The organism is Planococcus sp. 1R117A, from assembly GCF_051417975.1.
GTDB classification, from domain to species: Bacteria; Bacillota; Bacilli; order Bacillales_A; family Planococcaceae; genus Planococcus; species Planococcus shenhongbingii.
Genome location: NZ_JBPRLO010000004.1, coordinates 40,200 through 55,896, shown reverse-complemented (window position 1 = coordinate 55,896; position 15,697 = coordinate 40,200). Strand labels below are relative to the sequence as shown.

Genomic DNA, 15,697 nt, shown 5'->3' with positions numbered 1-15,697 from the left:
TTCCTGTTTTTTATACGTCCTCTCTTAAGCCGCATACTTGAAGGAGGCCTTTACCTATGGCAGGAAGAAACGAAGACACATTAGACCATTTGTCGCTGCTCGGCAATCAAAATACGAAGTATAACTTTGAATATGACCCGGACATTTTAGAAGCAATCGATAATTTGCATACACGCGATTATTTTGTAAAATTCAATTGCCCGGAATTTACTTCACTTTGCCCACAGACAGGACAGCCTGATTTCGCGACGATTTATCTCAGCTTTATCCCGGACAAAAAATTGGTGGAAAGCAAATCTCTGAAATTGTATTTATTCAGTTTCCGTAACCACGGCGATTTCCATGAAGACGTCGTCAACATCATCATGAACGATTTAATCAAATTGCTCGAACCCCGTTATATCGAAGTATGGGGCAAATTCACACCGCGCGGCGGCTTGTCGATCGACCCTTACACAAACTATGGAAAACCCGGCACAAAATACGAAGAAATGGCTTCGTACCGCATGATGAACCATGACATGAATCCGGAAACCATTACCAACCGCTAATCGTAAAGAATACCTCCAGCAATATTTGTTGGAAGAGAAATAAAAAACTGTAGATAAACTCATTTTACTGAGTCTATCTACAGTTTTTTGATGTGGAGAAAAATATTCTCCGTAAAAGTTCAATTGCTTAATAAAATTTCATTTAAACAACTTTAATTGTTCCGCTTGTGCTGATGATTTCATCGCATTGGCCGTTCTCGACAGAACCAGATCTGCTGCAATCGGCAAATGATCCGATACAGCGGTTTCAATTACGGTTGCCTTTGCAGGCTCCAGATTTTGATCCGTAAAAATATAGTCAATCCGTGTCACCGGCTTTAACTTCACTCCATCTGCCTCATGTGTATAAGGTGCCGGGTACGTATAAGAGTTGTCTTTATCCATTTTCAAGAAAACATCGTCGTAATGGTTTTCCAATCTCTTGATTTGCAGGTGATCCGGTGCCGCATTAAAATCTCCTGTAATGATTTTTGGAAAACGGCTTTTTTCTGTAATCTCCAAAATTTCATCAATGCTTACTTTGAGTTCTTCTTCTTTCAACGATAAATGTGTGTTAAAGAAGCTAAGATATGTCCCTTTTACTTCGAGAACAACTTCCAGCATTCCCCGCTGTTCACTGTTGGCAATCGGAGAGACCACTTTCGTCAGGAGGTGATTTTCAACATACTTGATCGGATGCTTGCTTAAAACCGCGTTGCCGTACTGGCGCCTTGGCCTTTCAGGTTCATTTGGCTCTAAATCTAAGTTGGCTCCGAAAGCGCCGTACATGCCAAGGCGGCTGCTGAGCCAGTCTACTTGATCGATAAATTCACTGCGTTCAGTAAAATGCCGATCGAGTTCCTGCAATCCGATAATTTCTGCTTCTGATTGTTCAATGACACTTGCTGTCTTTTCCAAATCGACGACATTATTCATACCTAATCCGTGAGCAATGTTGAATGACATCACTTTTATGGGCACGGTGGGGGGGAGTTTTTCTCTCTCCATAAAAAACATCTCCTTTTAAGATGAAACGAGTCCTTGGCAAGGGTTATTGGATGCATTGATTGTAGCAAAATAATACAAAAAATGCTGTTATTTATGTGCTTATTTCAAATAAAAATTTAAGATATTCAAAAGCTGAAGATATCAGGTAACTTTTTTTAATAGAAAATCGGAAACGCACTTAAACTTTCTGAAGGACTGTTTGTGCTGCTTCTTGTGCATGAGTTTTCGCTGTAGAAACAATGAAGTCAGCAACAATTGGCAAATGGTCTGATGTATCGGTTTCCATTACTGCTACCTGCACCGGATCCAGTTCAGGGTCTGCAAAGACATAATCGATGCGTGTAACCGGTTTGAAGTTTTCACCTGTTTCCGCGTTTCGGTAAGGAGAAGGATACGTATAAGCGTCTCCTCTTTTCATTTTTAAAAAGGTGTCCGCAAAATGCCTATTCAGCCTTCTGATTTGTCCATCATTAGGAGGAGCATTAAAGTCACCCATCACAATACGGGGGAAATGACGTTTTTCAGTGATGCCGATCAATTCGCCAATGCTGATTTTCAATTCTTCCTCTTTTAAAGAAAGATGCGTGTTGTAAACTGTGATTAAATTTCCTTTTACTTCTATCACTGCTTCCAAAACACCACGCTGTTCATTCTTTCCGAAATCTGTCAGCACTCGGGTCAATTGATGATTTTCCGCATACTTAATCGGGTATTTGCTTAAAATCGCGTTGCCGTATTGGCGTCTCGGCTCACCCGCTGCAATCGGCTCAAAATCCAGATTTGCTCCAAATGCCACTTGCATCCCAAGCCGTTCACTTAACCACCGTGCCTGGTCAACAAAAGCACTGCGGGAAGAAAAATAGCAGTCGACTTCCTGCAATGCAATAATATTGGCGCAAGAGTCCTCAATAATACCAGCCGTTTTTTCCAAATCCACTATTCCATTCATTCCCAAACCATGAGCGATGTTAAATGACATGACTTTGACAGAAATAACTGGTTCTTTTCCTTTTTCAAGCATGCAACCCTCTCCTTTTTGAATGAAGCAATTTACCGTTCACTATCTTTGTCACCTTGATTATAGCAAAGCAAACAGCAAAATTTTATTGTTAATATGTAAATTTCTGTTAAGTGTTTGTAAAGGGGTTGAAATGCCGTTAATAAAATTTTTTACATTAAAAGGCGGATTCAGCCAAATGGCCGGACCCGCCTTTCATAGAACCGCTTATAAATTGGCTCCAGTATAAATTAAAATTGCATCCCGCAAGAATTCAGCGGCTTTCGGATGCACTTTGTTGTAATAAGCCGCAAAGCGCTCGTCGTCTACGTACATTTGAGCTAGTCCTGCATGTGCTTCTTTGCTGTACGACGGCCAGGTGAAAGTCAGCCACTGCTTGTGCAAACCTGCTGTTTTTTGGGCAACTTCACTTGCCGGGTCTCCGGTTTTGCAAGCTTCAGCAAGCGATTCCATCAGCTCCTTTTCCAAACGCATGAATTCTTCGTACTGCGATTCGCTCATATTCAGCATTTTGGCATTGGAACGGTCGACTACATCATCACCGTATTTCGCACGGACTTCTTTACCGTATTGCTTTTCATTGTCATCAACTAATTTCTGCTTAAAACCTTGGAACTTTTCCTTGTCAGCCATGTGACTCTTCCCTTCTGCTGCGGAAATGGTTTTTTCCACATTATTGATCAGGAGGTCCAGCTGTCGGCGTTTTTGCAGGAGCAGCTGCCAGTGTTTTCTCAAAGCCCCCGGTCCGTCAAATGCCGGGTCGTTGACAATTTTTTTGATGCTTTCCAAATCGAGTCCGAGTTCCCGGTAAAAGAGGATTTGCTGCAGTTTATCCACTTCGTTCCGGCCATAAATGCGGTACCCTGCAGAATTTTTTCTTGCCGGCTTCAGAATTCCTATTTCATCGTAATACCGCAATGTTCTCGTACTGACTCCCGCTAAACTTCCCAGTTTTTGAACAGTGTATTCCATGCGCTCACCTCCTGATACCTTCACTCTATACCTTGACGCAACGTTAAGGTCAAGCTGAAAGTTCAAGTTAATTGCTGCTCTGCAAATTCGCTGTAAAGTTCGTGGGAACGGCTTAATTCAAGGTGTGTTCCTATACCTGTAACTTGGCCTTTTTCAATAAAGACAATTTTATCAGCATCAACAATCGTCGATAACCGATGCGCAATAACCAGTGTAGTGCGTCCTACCATTAAGCGGCTTAAGGCCTGCTGGACAATTCCCTCTGACTGGCTGTCGAGGCTGGCTGTTGCTTCATCCATCATGAGAATTTTCGGATTGCGGAGAAACGCCCGGGCAATGGCAATCCGCTGGCGTTGTCCCCCGGATAATTTCACGCCGCGTTCCCCAACTTCTGTGTCTAGCCCTTCCGGAAAGTCCTTAATAAATTCTTCAGCATAAGCCATACGGGCGACATGCCACAATTCCTCATCCGAGATACTGTCTGCATCCGGCAAGCCGTAACTTAAGTTCGCACGGATTGTACCACCCATCATGGCACTTTCCTGGGACACATAGCCGATTTGGCTTCGCCAGGAAATCATTGACAACTCGTTGATTGGAATGCCGCCAATTGTGATGGTCCCTGCAATCGGCTCATAAAATCGCTCAATCAAGCCAAACACGGTTGTTTTCCCACCACCGCTTGGCCCTGCAAAAGCAATCATTTCACCTGGCTGTGCTTCGAAAGAAATTCCACGAAGAACCGGATTTCCTTTTTCATAAGCAAAATCCACGCTTTCAACACGTAAAGGTTTGCTGGCGATATCGATTTCCATACCTTCCTGGCCTTCTTCAAGCGGCAGCTCCAATATCTCAATGATGCGTTCTGTTGCACCTTTTGCTTTTTGGAGTTCAGTAAAAAACAACGCAAACGTAGTCATCGGCATGATGATTTGAAATAGGTATAAAAGGAATGCTACCAGAGAACCCGTCGACATCGTCCCTTCTGCTACACGAATGCCGCCGTATCCAATAATCATGACAATGACTGCCATTACGACTGTATACATTAATGGGGCAATCAATGCATAGATTTTCGCTTCCCTCAAACCGATTTTAAACAGCTTTTGAATGCCGCCCAAGCCTCGGTCTTCTTCTATCGCTTCGGCGGTTGAAGATTTCATCAAGCGGATTTCGCTTAATGTTTGCTGGACATGCCCAGTAAACGCTGCTGTCTCATCCTGCAGATTTCGGGAAATTTTGGCCATTCGGCGACCCAAGGGAATCATGATGGCAATTGTAATTGGCACGGATAAAAGCATGATCACTGTCATTTTCCAGTCCAATACCAATAAGATAATGACGGCTCCGATAATGGAAATAATGCCGGTGATAAACTGGGGAAAATGATCTGTGATCAAGTTGCGGACAATTCCCGTGTCATTGACGACCCGGCTGACTGTTTCCCCACTCGTTTGCTGGTCGAAATATGGGACACGCAGGCGTATTAAATGAATCCACATCCGGTCCCGCAGCCCGGCTACTATTTTTTGCCCTACCATGCTCAGTAAGTAAATCGATACTCCATTGACAACCGCTTGTAAGATAAATGCAGCGGCTAGACCGCCGATGAGCCACGGACTTATTAAATCCACTGAAAAACCATCTACTAAATCCTTTGTTAAAAGCGGCACTGCCAACCCTACTAAAGTTGTAATAACGCTTGATGCCAAACCGGTAACCAGCGCCCATTTTGGTATCTTCAACGACAGAATAAGTGAAACAAATGCTTTCAATCCCATTGTTGTTTGTTGTTTTTCCATAATTGAAAGCTCCATTCGAAAAAAATTAAATTCCCGCTTTCTTTAATGCTTAACTAAACTTCGCGTAAATGCATGTATCGGTCAGGTTTTTGCCATCTACTGATAACTCGTCGTTGTGGAGGACGCCTTCCAGCACAAAACCGAGATTTTCAGGAATTGTCCGGCTTTTGACATTTTCTGCGTCGCATCTGATTTCCAGGCGCTTGCAGCCAAAATCATCCAGTGCCAGTTCAGACAGAGCAGATACCGCTTCTGCCATGTAGCCAAAACCGCTCCACCTTGTCTCAATCCAATAACCGATTTCCATTTTTGGAATGTTCCATTCAATCGCATGAAAACCAGTGGAACCGATAAATTCCCCAGTTTCTTTGTTAAAAATGACATAACGCAGGACTTCCCGTTTCAAGAAATTAATATGAGCTTCCAGCACATCGATTTCAGTCTCTTCTATAGAAGGCACTTGCTGTGCAAACGGCAGCCAAGGCTTCAATTCTTTGATGGAAGAACGGATAGCGGCGTTCACTGCTTTGCCGTCCCCTGGTTTTGGCATGCGCAGCAGCAAACGCTCTGTTTTGATTTCATCAGGTATCTCCGGCACTGTATTGTTCATGTCCATCATCCTTTTCAGCAGCTTAAGCAGCAGTTATTTTCCGGTCCTTTGGCAATCCTAAGCCGACGAGTCCAATAATAGGCAAAAATGAGACCACAATCATGGTTTCGTAAACACCGATAGAATCCATTAAAATACCGATCACCACACCGCCAATGGCTCCCATGCCAAATGCCAGCCCAACAGTCAGGCCGGACATTGTGCCGATTTTACTCGGCACCAGCTCCTGCGCATAGACCACAGTAACAGAAAAGCTCAGCATGATGAAAAATCCAATCAACACAAGCAGCACAATGACAGCAAACAAAGGTACATAAGGCAAAGCAATGGCCAGCGGAATCGGTACAAAGAGCGACAAGACAATGACATTTTTCCGTCCGACTTTATCCGCCATCGGCCCTCCAAAAAATGTTCCTGCCGCACCTACTGCTAAAAACAAGAAAATATAAAGCTGTCCCGTCTGGATGGTCAGTCCATATGACTCCATCAAATGGAAAATATAAAAACTCGTCATGTTAGTCACATAGAAAGACCGGGCAAAAATGATAATCATCAATAAAGCCAGCGCTATTCCTACTTGTTTTTTCGTCAATTCCGGCAGCGAAGATAAAATGGCTCTTTTGCCTTTTTGCAATTTCTCTTTGGCCAACTGGCTTTTATACCATGCTGAAATTTTCGAAAGGATGAATATGCCGATAGCTGCAACAAATAAAAAAAGTGCGGCACCATGCTGCCCGAGCGGCACTAATATAAATGCACTGATCAGCGGAGCAAGCGCTTGGCCGGAGTTTCCTCCCACCTGATAAATTGACTGCGACAACCCGCGCCTTGTTCCTGCAGCCATATAAGAAACGCGTGAGCCTTCCGGATGGAAAATGGCAGATCCAAGCCCAAGGAACATGACTGACACCAGAATCATCCAGTATTCAGGAGCAAATGCGAGTCCTGCGATTCCTACAAATGAGCTGGTCATGCCAAGCGGCAACGCAAAAGGCATCGGCTTGCGGTCACTGATAAACCCTACGACCGGCTGCAAGACAGAAGCCACAATATTCAGCGCAAAAGCGATCAGTCCCAATTGGGTAAATGTTAGTCCAAGGTCGGTTTCAAGAATCGGGAACATTGCCGGTATGACCGCTTGCAAAGAATCATTCAACATGTGGCAAGCACCCATAGCAAACATTACTGGGTAAACTGGATTTCCAGCCAAAGGGGAACTTATTGCTTTCGTCATCAAACTGCCTCCAATGAAATAATATATTCAGATATTTCCATTATAGAGCAGTTTTCCATTATTCGATATTCATTAACGCTAAAAAACACCAGCGGAAAAATTCCGCAAGTGTCTAAACTAGTTGATGTAGCTGATATATCGTTTTAGTGTTGGTTTCCTTAACCGATATTCCGCCAACCAGCTGCGCTTGCCGCGGGCGAGCGCCAAGCCGCTTCGTCGCTTACGCTCCTGTTTCTGCATCGCTGCGCTAGCTTCGAAACATGAAAGGGCGTTGCAGGGTCTCGGCTGTCTCGCTATCCCGCAGGCAAGACATTAGCCGAAGCTTGCGAGGCTAAGTCTTTGCGACGAAGTGCGCAGCACTGCAGGAGCAGTACGGTTTTCTCCGCCGTTTGGCTCCATATCTGGAGAGCAGGTATAAACAATAGAGAGCTTATTCAAATAGTCACTATTGCAGAGAACTGCTAAAGATAAGAAACTGAATCTAAATATAGCGAAAGGCGGCGAGTCCTGAGACCCCACAGGGAATGAATGGGGCAAAAAGCATTTGCCCCATTCATTTGCGACGAAGCTAGCGCAGCGATGCAGGAGCACACGGGTTTCGCCAGCGAGCGAGGAGGCTTAGGGCCGCACCCCGCGGAAAGCGTCCGTCCTGGAGCGAAATGAAAGAAAACCAAAGTTTTCTCGAAAACTTTGGTTTTCTATTATAGAGTAAGGCGGTTGCCCGCTGCTTAAACCAATTCCACAAATAGCACTTTTAAATAATCGCCTTCTTTAAACTCTTTTCGTACACGGAAATCGGAAGGTAGCGTGAATTCTTCCACAATGCGATATTTCTTTCCTTCTTCTTGGAACGCCTTGTCGATAAATCCTTTAAATTTCTTCATGCCGAATGAAGCATTGTTTGTCGATGCCACAATAGTTCCTTGCTTCTCCGTGATGGCGATGGCTTCTTTCATCAAACTTGTATAGTCTTTCGCTGTACTGAATGTATATTTCTTGGAACGCGCAAAACTTGGCGGATCAAGAACCACTAAATCGAACTTCAACTCTTTGCGTTTGGCGTACTTAAAATAATTGAAGACATCCATTACCAGAATGTCTTGATTCTCATAATCAATGCCGTTGACGCTGAATTGTTCAATGGTTTTTGCCGAGCTGCGTTTTGCCAGATCAACACTTGTTGTTTTTTCAGCTCCGCCCAAGGCCGCTGCAACCGAAAAAGCGCCTGTATAAGAAAATGTATTCAACACCGTTTTTCCTTTAGCATACTTTTCTTTAATGGCATTCCGCACATCGCGCTGATCCAGGAAGATTCCTGTCATCGCACCGTCATTCAAGTAAACAGCAAAGTTTACGCCGTTTTCTTTAACAATCAAAGGGAATTCACCGCGTTCTCCTGCAACAAAATCATCTTCTTCGATATACTGGCCTTTCGTATCAAAGCGTTTTTTCTGGTAAATCCCTTTAAAGTCTGCCACGTTCTGCAATGCTTCAACCACTTCATCTTTAAAAGTATAAACGCCTTCGCTGTACCAGCTCAGCAAATAATAGCCATCGTAATAATCGATTGCCAAACCGCCGAATCCATCACCTTCTCCGTTGAATACCCGAAATGCGGTAGTGTTTGGATTGCGGAAAAAGTTTTGCCGTTCGGCAATAGCAGCTGTAAGTGTCCGCTCTATAAACCCTTGTCCAATTGCTTCATCTTTATTGCGCGTCAGCACCCAGCCGTAACCTTTGTTCTGTTTGCCGTAATAACCTTTCGCCAAAAACTTGCCTTGCTTATCAACCAAGTTCACAATAGCGCCTTCTGTAATCAGGCTATCTGCATTTTCAAGTGCCTCTTTTGAAATCAACGGCATTCCCCGTTGAAACTCCGCTTTGGCTTTGTCTGTTACTGTCAGTGAAATTTCTTGTCTCATTATTATTCATCCTATCTGCAATTGCCCGATTGTCTTGTTCTAAGTGTAATACAAAGACGTCTTCATTTATACCTGTGGCCATTGGAAAGTTTAAATGGCATTGAAAAACGCCTGGCATCAATGCGAGGCGTTCTTTAGCCTTTTATCCATTCCCATGCTGCTTCCATCAACTTCTAACACAATGGTTTCTGCATCTTTACTTGGTACAAAAACCAGCACCATCCCGCCTTCTTCTTCCGCCCCTTCTTTCTACGGTTATTCGCTTCCATAAGAAAATAAAACGAAGCAGCATGCTTGCGATATATTGTATTGAGAATATTTCATTTTTCCACAAAATGGTGTATAATTATGCTATCTTGGACACCATAGAAAGGGTGAATCTGCAATGCCGATTCCAGTAAACCATGCGAAACCGGTTCGTGTTACCGCCAAAGAAAGTGCCTATGAACAATTACAACAATGGATTATTGATGGTACGTTGCAGCCTGATGAAAAATTAGTCGACACCGAACTCGCCCAAGCCCTTAACCTAAGCAGAACCCCTGTCAGAGAAGCTCTGCAGCTTCTAGAAGTACAAGGCTTTGTAGAGATGTTTCCCGGCAAGGCAACGCGTGTAACGAAAGTGGAAAAAGAAGATCTGAAGACCCTCTTGCCTCCGCTCGCTGCACTCCAAGCTTTAGCCGCTGAACTTGCGATTCCAAATTTAAATGGAGAGACAATTGAATTGCTTGAAGATACAAATCGGCGGTTTGCCGAAGCTGTTGAAGCGAAAGATCATTATTCTTCTTTGAAAATTGATGAGGAATTCCATCGGCATATCGTAACAGCGGCTCAAAACCCTTATGTTTATACGCTTTTGGATCGCCTTCAAGCTCATGTAAGAAGACAATTTTTCCATAACTCGCTTATTCTGACTCGCCATTCGGTTGAAGAACATATTCACATTATTAATGCTCTTAAAGAAAAAGACAGTGAAAAAGTCTCAAAGCTCATGAAATCCAATTGGATTCGGACTGTTGAAGAATTGTCCCTGTAGCAATGCCTTCACCTATAGCCAATTGAAAAAAGCTGTATCAAAAGCAAATTTGCTTTTGATACAGCTTTTTATAATAGAAGCCAGCCCAATTTTTTGGACCAACCAGTACTAATGTTTTCAGACTTCGTTTTGAGCCGCTTGAACATTGACACCTTTTCTATTGCGGGCAATCAATCCTGTAACTGCAATTACAATCACTGCCGGCAACAACCAGCCAAGACCGTCTGCGTATAAAGGCAACGATGCGGCATAAAAGTCAACAATTGCCTGCAACCAGCTTGGATTTGCTACACCTAGTGAGCCGGTCAATGTCTTTAAGCCGTCGATAACAGCGATAAAGAATGTCACAGTGATAGCCGAAACATAAACAAGGCGATCATGTTTGAATAGTGGTGATGTGAAAGCTAATATAATCAAAACAATTGCAAGTGGGTATAGGAACATCAATACCGGAATTGAATAAGTAATGATATTTGCCAGCCCTGCATTTGCTACGACAAACGAGAATACTGAGAAAATAACGACATATGTCTTGTAGCTGATTTTAGGCGTCAGCTTATGGAAGAACTCCGCATTGGCTACAATCAACCCGATAGCAGTTGTTAAACATGCCAGCGTGATAATAACTGCCAACAGCAACGTACCGAACGTTCCGAAGTAATGAGATGCTGCTCCGCTAAGTACTGGACCACCTGTTTCTAATAGGCCAAGCGTACTTGTGCTTGTTGCTCCCAAGTAAGCAATTCCTGTATAAACAATAGCCAATAGTGCAGCGGCAACGATTCCACTTTTCAATGTAGCCGCTAAAATTCCTTTAGATGAAGTAACCCCAAGCTTGCGGACTGTCGCAATGACAATGATTCCGAAGACCAAAGAAGCCAAAGCATCCATCGTATTGTAGCCTTCTGTGAAGCCTTTCAAAAAGGCATTTCCTGCATATGCTTCTTGTGGAGCTTCCGGTGAGCCCATCGGATTGAAAATAGCAATAATCAATAATGCCCCTAACGTCACTAAAATAGCTGGAGACAAAAATTTCCCGATGCTATCAACCATTTTCGACGGGTTCAGGGAAAGCCAAAGCGAAATCCCGAAAAATACAGCTGAAAAAACAAGAAGGCCAATTGTCATATATTCTTGGCCAATGAAAGGTGCAATTCCGACTTCGTAAGAAACCGCGCCAGTTCTTGGCAATGCGAAGAACGGTCCAATTGTCAAATACAGCAATGAAGTGAAAATCAATCCAAAAATTGGATGAACACGGCTGGAAAGGTCTTGAAGGTCACTACTTTTCGAGTAGCCGATTGCCAAAATACCAAGCAGCGGCAAACCAACACCAGTAGTTAAAAATCCTGCGATGGCGATCCATACTTCCGAACCGGCGTACTGGCCGAGCTGAGCGGGGAAAATCAGGTTCCCTGCTCCAAAAAATAATGCGAATAACATCATGCCGACTATGGCATATGCTTTGAACGACAATTTAGTGTCCATTTTGTATTCCTCCTGGGTGTATGAAACTCTGGCAGTTGTATATCCTGTTTCACCAAAAATAATCTTGCTATAATACTTCGTGTCCCTAATTCAGGTATGCAATATATCGCTTAAGGTAATAATACAGGATTTAAACGAAAATGCAATAAATATTAAATATAATTTTCAAAAAATCTGTCTATTATGTGAATTAAGGAAATATAAGTAATTTTTTCAGAATAACTTCTCCTAAAAAATGAGAGTGCATAAGGGTTTAAAGAGAACATCACCCTAAAAAAAAGGCATAGCCAATTTGGCTACGCCTTTTTTTCATTTCAATTGCGAAGGGTATAAAGTCATACCGCCATCTACAAACAAAGTCGTCCCAGTCACATAATCTGCTTCCGAAGATACAATCCAGGCAGCTGCGGCTGCAATTTGTTCAGGCTGGCCAATCTTTTTCATCGGTATTTTTTCAAGTGTCTTTTTCTTTTCTTCTGGGTCTGCTTTTTCAGCCGGGTTTGCCGGGGTATTGATTGTGCCGGGAGCTATCGCATTGACGCGGATGCCTTGTTCCGCGTATTCAAGTGCCAGCGTTTCCGTCAGCATCTTAAGGCCCGCTTTGGTCACGGCGTAATGCGCATTGTCCACTTTCGGAATAACCTGGTGGACACTGGTGATATTAAGGATGCAGCCCGGTTTGCCATCTTCCAGCATGCGTTTGATCACTTCACGGCTGGCAATAAAAGCTCCGGTTAAATTAACGTCCAACACACGCTGCCAGTTTTCCAAACTCAGTTCCTCAGACGGTTCGCTTTTACTGAATCCAGCATTATTCACTAATACATCAATCGAGCCGTATTGATCGAGTGCAGCGTTAATCAGCTTCTGAACGCCTTCTTCACTCGCAATGTCGGCTTCTACGAATACGGCATTTCCGCCTTTTGCTGCAATCGCCGCAACCGTCTCTTCGGCCCCTCTTTTATCTGTATGGTAATCCACCACGACGTTCATTTTCTCTTTCCCAAAACGTTCAGCGATTCCTTTGCCGATTCCTTTCGAAGCGCCCGTTACAATGGCTGTTTTCCCTGCTAAATCCGGATACATCCAATCACCCCTCATCCTTTTGATTTAATATCTAAGGGCAGCGACCGATTTACTGATCGAGATTTCTTTCATATTATAACCTTTGCTATTTAGATAATGCTCCATGCCTCTTTTGGCAATATCAATATTGTTCTTCGGACCAATAGTAATATGACTGATCGGCAGCCGTTCTTCAAAATTCACTGCAATATATGGGATAATTACTCCGTTTTGCGCTCGGAACCGTGCTTCCGGCTGTGTTTCACCACTTGCATTCATATAGGCAATCCGATATTCCTCTTCGCTTTGAAAAGCAGGGTCTTTAAAAAAGATGGCACATGTGGCAATAACTGAAAAAAAATGAGCCGGCATCGCTTTTTTCACTTCTTCCACTTCGTATTGCGTGACCAGTTTGAAGGTTTCTATCAAGAAGTTCATAAGAACAAGTTCTTGTTCTTGGCGGTCATATACTACAAGGCCGTGGACGACGTTTGATTCATCGGGAAAGACGCTCGTTTTTTTCAAAAGATCTTCTACATAGAAGCCAAGGTTATAGCCTTCCCCTTTTGCATAGTTATACCAAAGAGCAAGCGAATCTTGGGAATGTGACATTGAAAAGATGTAAACTTCAAAACCGTTTTCTTCAATTTTTTTCAAAAACCGGTTCATTGAAAGTTTCAATTCCCGAATGAACAGCCGCCACAATTCTGTCTCATTTTGGATTCTCATTTTACTGATAACGCTTTTTAACACATTCGAAAAGTAAACCAATTCACTGGAATCATTCAAAAAATTGCCTTTGCTCATCCATAGATTATTTGTCTCGATCATTCCCATCAGACTCTGGAGACTGGTGTAATGATAGAGCGTCTGGCCGGATTCATGGGTTTTCCTGACTTGTTTGTCGACTTCATTCCGGAACTGCCATTCCAATGCTTCAGCCAACTCTCTATGTTCCGCCATAGCGGCAGCTCCTTTCTTTAAATGATACAGTTGATTGGTCTTTTTATTCCCGATTGCCCGGCATTCAAACGGCTTAAGAAGAGCCATTTCCAGCTGTGTACACTTCTTCAAAGGGCTGGACGATCACAAAGCCCTCTCCTTTAAATTCCATCTGGACTGATTCCCCGCTCCCTCGGCCAAGGAATGTTCTGATGCTGATATCTGTCCGGAATTCAGGTGTCAAATCGCCTGACCAGGCAACAGTTGCACCCGGGTCTGTAATCACCGGTTCACCCGGTTTAACAAGCAGCGTCAATGGTTCATAATGGGATGTGATGGCCACTCTCCCTTTTCCTTTCAAGGTGACATTGAACAATCCGCCAGCCATCATCCCCGCTACTTTCCTCATCATTTTAATTTCCCATTGGATGCCTGGCTCAAAAGCGAGAAGATCATTGCCGTTGACTGTGATGGATTCATTATTCAATTCAAAAATGGTGATTTTCTTGCCTTGGTCTGCCAAATACAAACGTCCTTGCCCCGCAGCTTTCATCAGCGAAGTGCCTTCGCCAGTCAACGCCTTCTTGAACATCACTCCGACGCCATGTTCCAGCATGCGTTCCCGCTCAAATTTGATCTCGCCCGTATACGAAATCATCGAACCAGCTTTTGCCCATACCATATCCGTTAAATTCACTTCCAGAATACGCGGTGTTTCCAACTCAAAATAATCATTCTCTCTCTCATCCTGTTTCGTTTGCCGAATAAACTCTTCAATTGTATAATTGCCCATTGTCCACTTCCCCTTTCTGTGTTGGTGTATTTACGTTATCGGCTGCCAAAAGTTTCAATCCATTAAAAGCAGCAAGTTTTTCAATGCTTGCCAGCCAAATGATAAACCGAATCCAATTAAAGCCAATTCTGCTATAACCGAAAAACTTTTCATAAAACGGTGTCCTGCAAAACTTTTGCCGATGTGCACAGAAATGGCAATCACCAAATCCCAAATTGCGACGCCAATAAAAATGGCGCTGCTGTACAACAGCACTTCCCCACTGCTTGCGTTCTGAGGTGTGCTGGTTAAAACGGCCCCATAGATGCCGATCCAAAAAACAATATTCAATGGATTGGAAATCGCAATGGCGAACCCTGTCAGATAAGCTCCAGCCAGCGTTTCTGATTTCCCCGCGTTCATGGCATCTATTCCGGTTATCCGAAAGGCATCTCTAATGCTTTCGGTTCCCAAATACATCAGCACGACGAAACCAAAGAGCCAAAGAACAGTTTGCGCAGCAAAACTGGTCAAAAAACCGGAAATCCCGTAGTAAATAAGCAACATCAATACCACATCGGCGGACATGCCGCCAACGCCAACCATCCAAGCATGCATGAATCCGCCTTGAATCCCTCTTTTCACCATTTCAATCGTGATAGCTCCCACTGGAACAGATAACGAGAAACCTAAGATGATAAAACCAAGCAATCCGCTGGCCACAAAATCCTCCTTTCCAAGCTGTATTGATCGGATGTTCTCCCTTTACCCGCTTCTGTAAATTTATAAAGAAGAATCCAATTTTTAGCCGGATTCTTTTATGGATATGCACTCTTCTCGCTTTTCAATAGAAATGCTGTAAAATAGCTTATTATGGCAAAGATTACCGTTTCATTTTTTAAATTAAAGGAAGGCGCGATTGCATATGAAATTCCTGCTGGTTTTTACTCAACTTGTTGTTTTATATGGCTTTTACCTATTCGGTGAATGGTTGCGCGAATTCTTCAACTTGCCGCTTCCTGGCAGTATAATTGGGTTTTTGCTGCTGTTTGCAGCTCTTTTGCTGAAAATTTACCCGCTGAAATGGATCGACTCTGGCGCGCATTTCCTTTTGGCTTTCTTGTCGCTGTACTTTATCCCGGCAACTGTCGGAGTCATCGATTATGCGGATGTTTTTGCAGGAAAAGGCATCTGGCTCATTGTCATTGCCGTGTTTAGCACATTTTTGACAATGGCGGTTTCCTCTTTATTAAGCCAGTGGTCCAGCCGGTTGTCCGGGCAAAGAGAGGAGCATTAAA

15 protein-coding genes are annotated in these 15,697 nt (G+C 43.5%); 3 read left to right on the top strand and 12 right to left on the bottom strand.

Features of this window, described 5'->3' with window-relative positions:
* The first annotated feature begins 56 nt into the window (after positions 1–56).
* A complete protein-coding gene (gene queF, locus ACSFXN_RS13000) occupies positions 57–551 on the top strand; it encodes a preQ(1) synthase (protein ID WP_300991032.1) in 495 nt (164 codons plus the stop codon).
* A 138-nt stretch (positions 552–689) separates the two neighbouring features.
* Here the strand turns inward: queF and ACSFXN_RS12995 are convergent, their stop codons facing one another.
* The 7 genes from ACSFXN_RS12995 to ACSFXN_RS12965 form a co-directional block, all read right to left on the bottom strand.
* Positions 690–1,538: an endonuclease/exonuclease/phosphatase family protein gene (locus tag ACSFXN_RS12995; protein WP_437150534.1), complete on the bottom strand. Its 849-nt coding sequence runs from the start codon at positions 1,536–1,538 to the stop codon at positions 690–692.
* A gap of 178 nt (positions 1,539–1,716) precedes the next feature.
* Positions 1,717–2,559 carry an endonuclease/exonuclease/phosphatase family protein gene (locus ACSFXN_RS12990; RefSeq protein ID WP_437150533.1) on the bottom strand — a complete coding sequence of 281 codons (843 nt, stop codon included), beginning with the start codon at positions 2,557–2,559 and terminating at the stop codon, positions 1,717–1,719.
* Between the two features lie 204 nt (positions 2,560–2,763).
* Positions 2,764–3,528, bottom strand: a complete 765-nt coding sequence (locus tag ACSFXN_RS12985; RefSeq protein ID WP_437150532.1) for a MerR family transcriptional regulator — start codon at positions 3,526–3,528, stop codon at positions 2,764–2,766.
* Positions 3,529–3,590: 62 nt separating this feature from the next.
* On the bottom strand, positions 3,591–5,330 hold the full coding sequence (locus ACSFXN_RS12980; RefSeq protein ID WP_437150531.1) for an ABC transporter ATP-binding protein: 1,740 nt from the start codon (positions 5,328–5,330) through the stop codon (positions 3,591–3,593).
* A 49-nt stretch (positions 5,331–5,379) separates the two neighbouring features.
* Positions 5,380–5,940 carry a GNAT family N-acetyltransferase gene (locus tag ACSFXN_RS12975; protein ID WP_437150530.1) on the bottom strand — a complete coding sequence of 187 codons (561 nt, stop codon included), beginning with the start codon at positions 5,938–5,940 and terminating at the stop codon, positions 5,380–5,382.
* Between the two features lie 22 nt (positions 5,941–5,962).
* A complete protein-coding gene (locus ACSFXN_RS12970) occupies positions 5,963–7,174 on the bottom strand; it encodes an MFS transporter (protein ID WP_437150529.1) in 1,212 nt (403 codons plus the stop codon).
* Positions 7,175–7,902: 728 nt separating this feature from the next.
* Entirely contained in the window at positions 7,903–9,096 is a 1,194-nt protein-coding gene (locus ACSFXN_RS12965) for a class I SAM-dependent rRNA methyltransferase (RefSeq protein WP_437150528.1), read from the bottom strand.
* A 385-nt stretch (positions 9,097–9,481) separates the two neighbouring features.
* Between ACSFXN_RS12965 and ACSFXN_RS12960 the strand changes: the two genes are divergently transcribed.
* Entirely contained in the window at positions 9,482–10,132 is a 651-nt protein-coding gene (locus ACSFXN_RS12960; RefSeq protein WP_437150527.1) for a GntR family transcriptional regulator, read from the top strand.
* 117 nt (positions 10,133–10,249) lie between these two features.
* Here ACSFXN_RS12960 and brnQ read toward each other — a convergent pair whose 3' ends face one another.
* The 5 genes from brnQ to ACSFXN_RS12935 all read right to left on the bottom strand — a co-directional run bounded on the left by brnQ (position 10,250) and on the right by ACSFXN_RS12935 (position 15,122).
* Complete coding sequence (gene brnQ / locus ACSFXN_RS12955; protein ID WP_437150526.1) at positions 10,250–11,620, bottom strand: branched-chain amino acid transport system II carrier protein; 1,371 nt, start codon at positions 11,618–11,620, stop codon at positions 10,250–10,252.
* 309 nt (positions 11,621–11,929) lie between these two features.
* Entirely contained in the window at positions 11,930–12,706 is a 777-nt protein-coding gene (locus ACSFXN_RS12950) for a glucose 1-dehydrogenase (RefSeq protein ID WP_437150525.1), read from the bottom strand.
* 24 nt (positions 12,707–12,730) lie between these two features.
* Positions 12,731–13,648: a DUF2971 domain-containing protein gene (locus tag ACSFXN_RS12945; RefSeq protein ID WP_437150524.1), complete on the bottom strand. Its 918-nt coding sequence runs from the start codon at positions 13,646–13,648 to the stop codon at positions 12,731–12,733.
* Positions 13,649–13,721: 73 nt separating this feature from the next.
* A complete protein-coding gene (locus tag ACSFXN_RS12940; RefSeq protein WP_437150523.1) occupies positions 13,722–14,420 on the bottom strand; it encodes an AIM24 family protein in 699 nt (232 codons plus the stop codon).
* 54 nt (positions 14,421–14,474) lie between these two features.
* Complete coding sequence (locus ACSFXN_RS12935; protein WP_437150522.1) at positions 14,475–15,122, bottom strand: LysE family translocator; 648 nt, start codon at positions 15,120–15,122, stop codon at positions 14,475–14,477.
* A 202-nt stretch (positions 15,123–15,324) separates the two neighbouring features.
* Here ACSFXN_RS12935 and ACSFXN_RS12930 point away from each other — a divergent pair, with 202 nt between their 5' ends.
* Entirely contained in the window at positions 15,325–15,696 is a 372-nt protein-coding gene (locus tag ACSFXN_RS12930; protein ID WP_437150822.1) for a CidA/LrgA family protein, read from the top strand.
* Position 15,697 lies beyond the last annotated feature (1 nt).

What these genes read in the sequence shown, in the direction of transcription:
- queF (WP_300991032.1), top strand. Translation starts at nt 57, where the DNA reads ATGGCAGGAAGAAACGAAGACACATTAGACCATTTGTCGCTGCTCGGC.
- ACSFXN_RS12995 (WP_437150534.1), bottom strand. Translation starts at nt 1,538, where the DNA reads ATGGAGAGAGAAAAACTCCCCCCCACCGTGCCCATAAAAGTGATGTCA.
- ACSFXN_RS12990 (WP_437150533.1), bottom strand. Translation starts at nt 2,559, where the DNA reads ATGCTTGAAAAAGGAAAAGAACCAGTTATTTCTGTCAAAGTCATGTCA.
- ACSFXN_RS12985 (WP_437150532.1), bottom strand. Translation starts at nt 3,528, where the DNA reads ATGGAATACACTGTTCAAAAACTGGGAAGTTTAGCGGGAGTCAGTACG.
- ACSFXN_RS12980 (WP_437150531.1), bottom strand. Translation starts at nt 5,330, where the DNA reads ATGGAAAAACAACAAACAACAATGGGATTGAAAGCATTTGTTTCACTT.
- ACSFXN_RS12975 (WP_437150530.1), bottom strand. Translation starts at nt 5,940, where the DNA reads ATGAACAATACAGTGCCGGAGATACCTGATGAAATCAAAACAGAGCGT.
- ACSFXN_RS12970 (WP_437150529.1), bottom strand. Translation starts at nt 7,174, where the DNA reads ATGACGAAAGCAATAAGTTCCCCTTTGGCTGGAAATCCAGTTTACCCA.
- ACSFXN_RS12965 (WP_437150528.1), bottom strand. Translation starts at nt 9,096, where the DNA reads ATGAGACAAGAAATTTCACTGACAGTAACAGACAAAGCCAAAGCGGAG.
- ACSFXN_RS12960 (WP_437150527.1), top strand. Translation starts at nt 9,482, where the DNA reads ATGCCGATTCCAGTAAACCATGCGAAACCGGTTCGTGTTACCGCCAAA.
- brnQ (WP_437150526.1), bottom strand. Translation starts at nt 11,620, where the DNA reads ATGGACACTAAATTGTCGTTCAAAGCATATGCCATAGTCGGCATGATG.
- ACSFXN_RS12950 (WP_437150525.1), bottom strand. Translation starts at nt 12,706, where the DNA reads ATGTATCCGGATTTAGCAGGGAAAACAGCCATTGTAACGGGCGCTTCG.
- ACSFXN_RS12945 (WP_437150524.1), bottom strand. Translation starts at nt 13,648, where the DNA reads ATGGCGGAACATAGAGAGTTGGCTGAAGCATTGGAATGGCAGTTCCGG.
- ACSFXN_RS12940 (WP_437150523.1), bottom strand. Translation starts at nt 14,420, where the DNA reads ATGGGCAATTATACAATTGAAGAGTTTATTCGGCAAACGAAACAGGAT.
- ACSFXN_RS12930 (WP_437150822.1), top strand. Translation starts at nt 15,325, where the DNA reads ATGAAATTCCTGCTGGTTTTTACTCAACTTGTTGTTTTATATGGCTTT.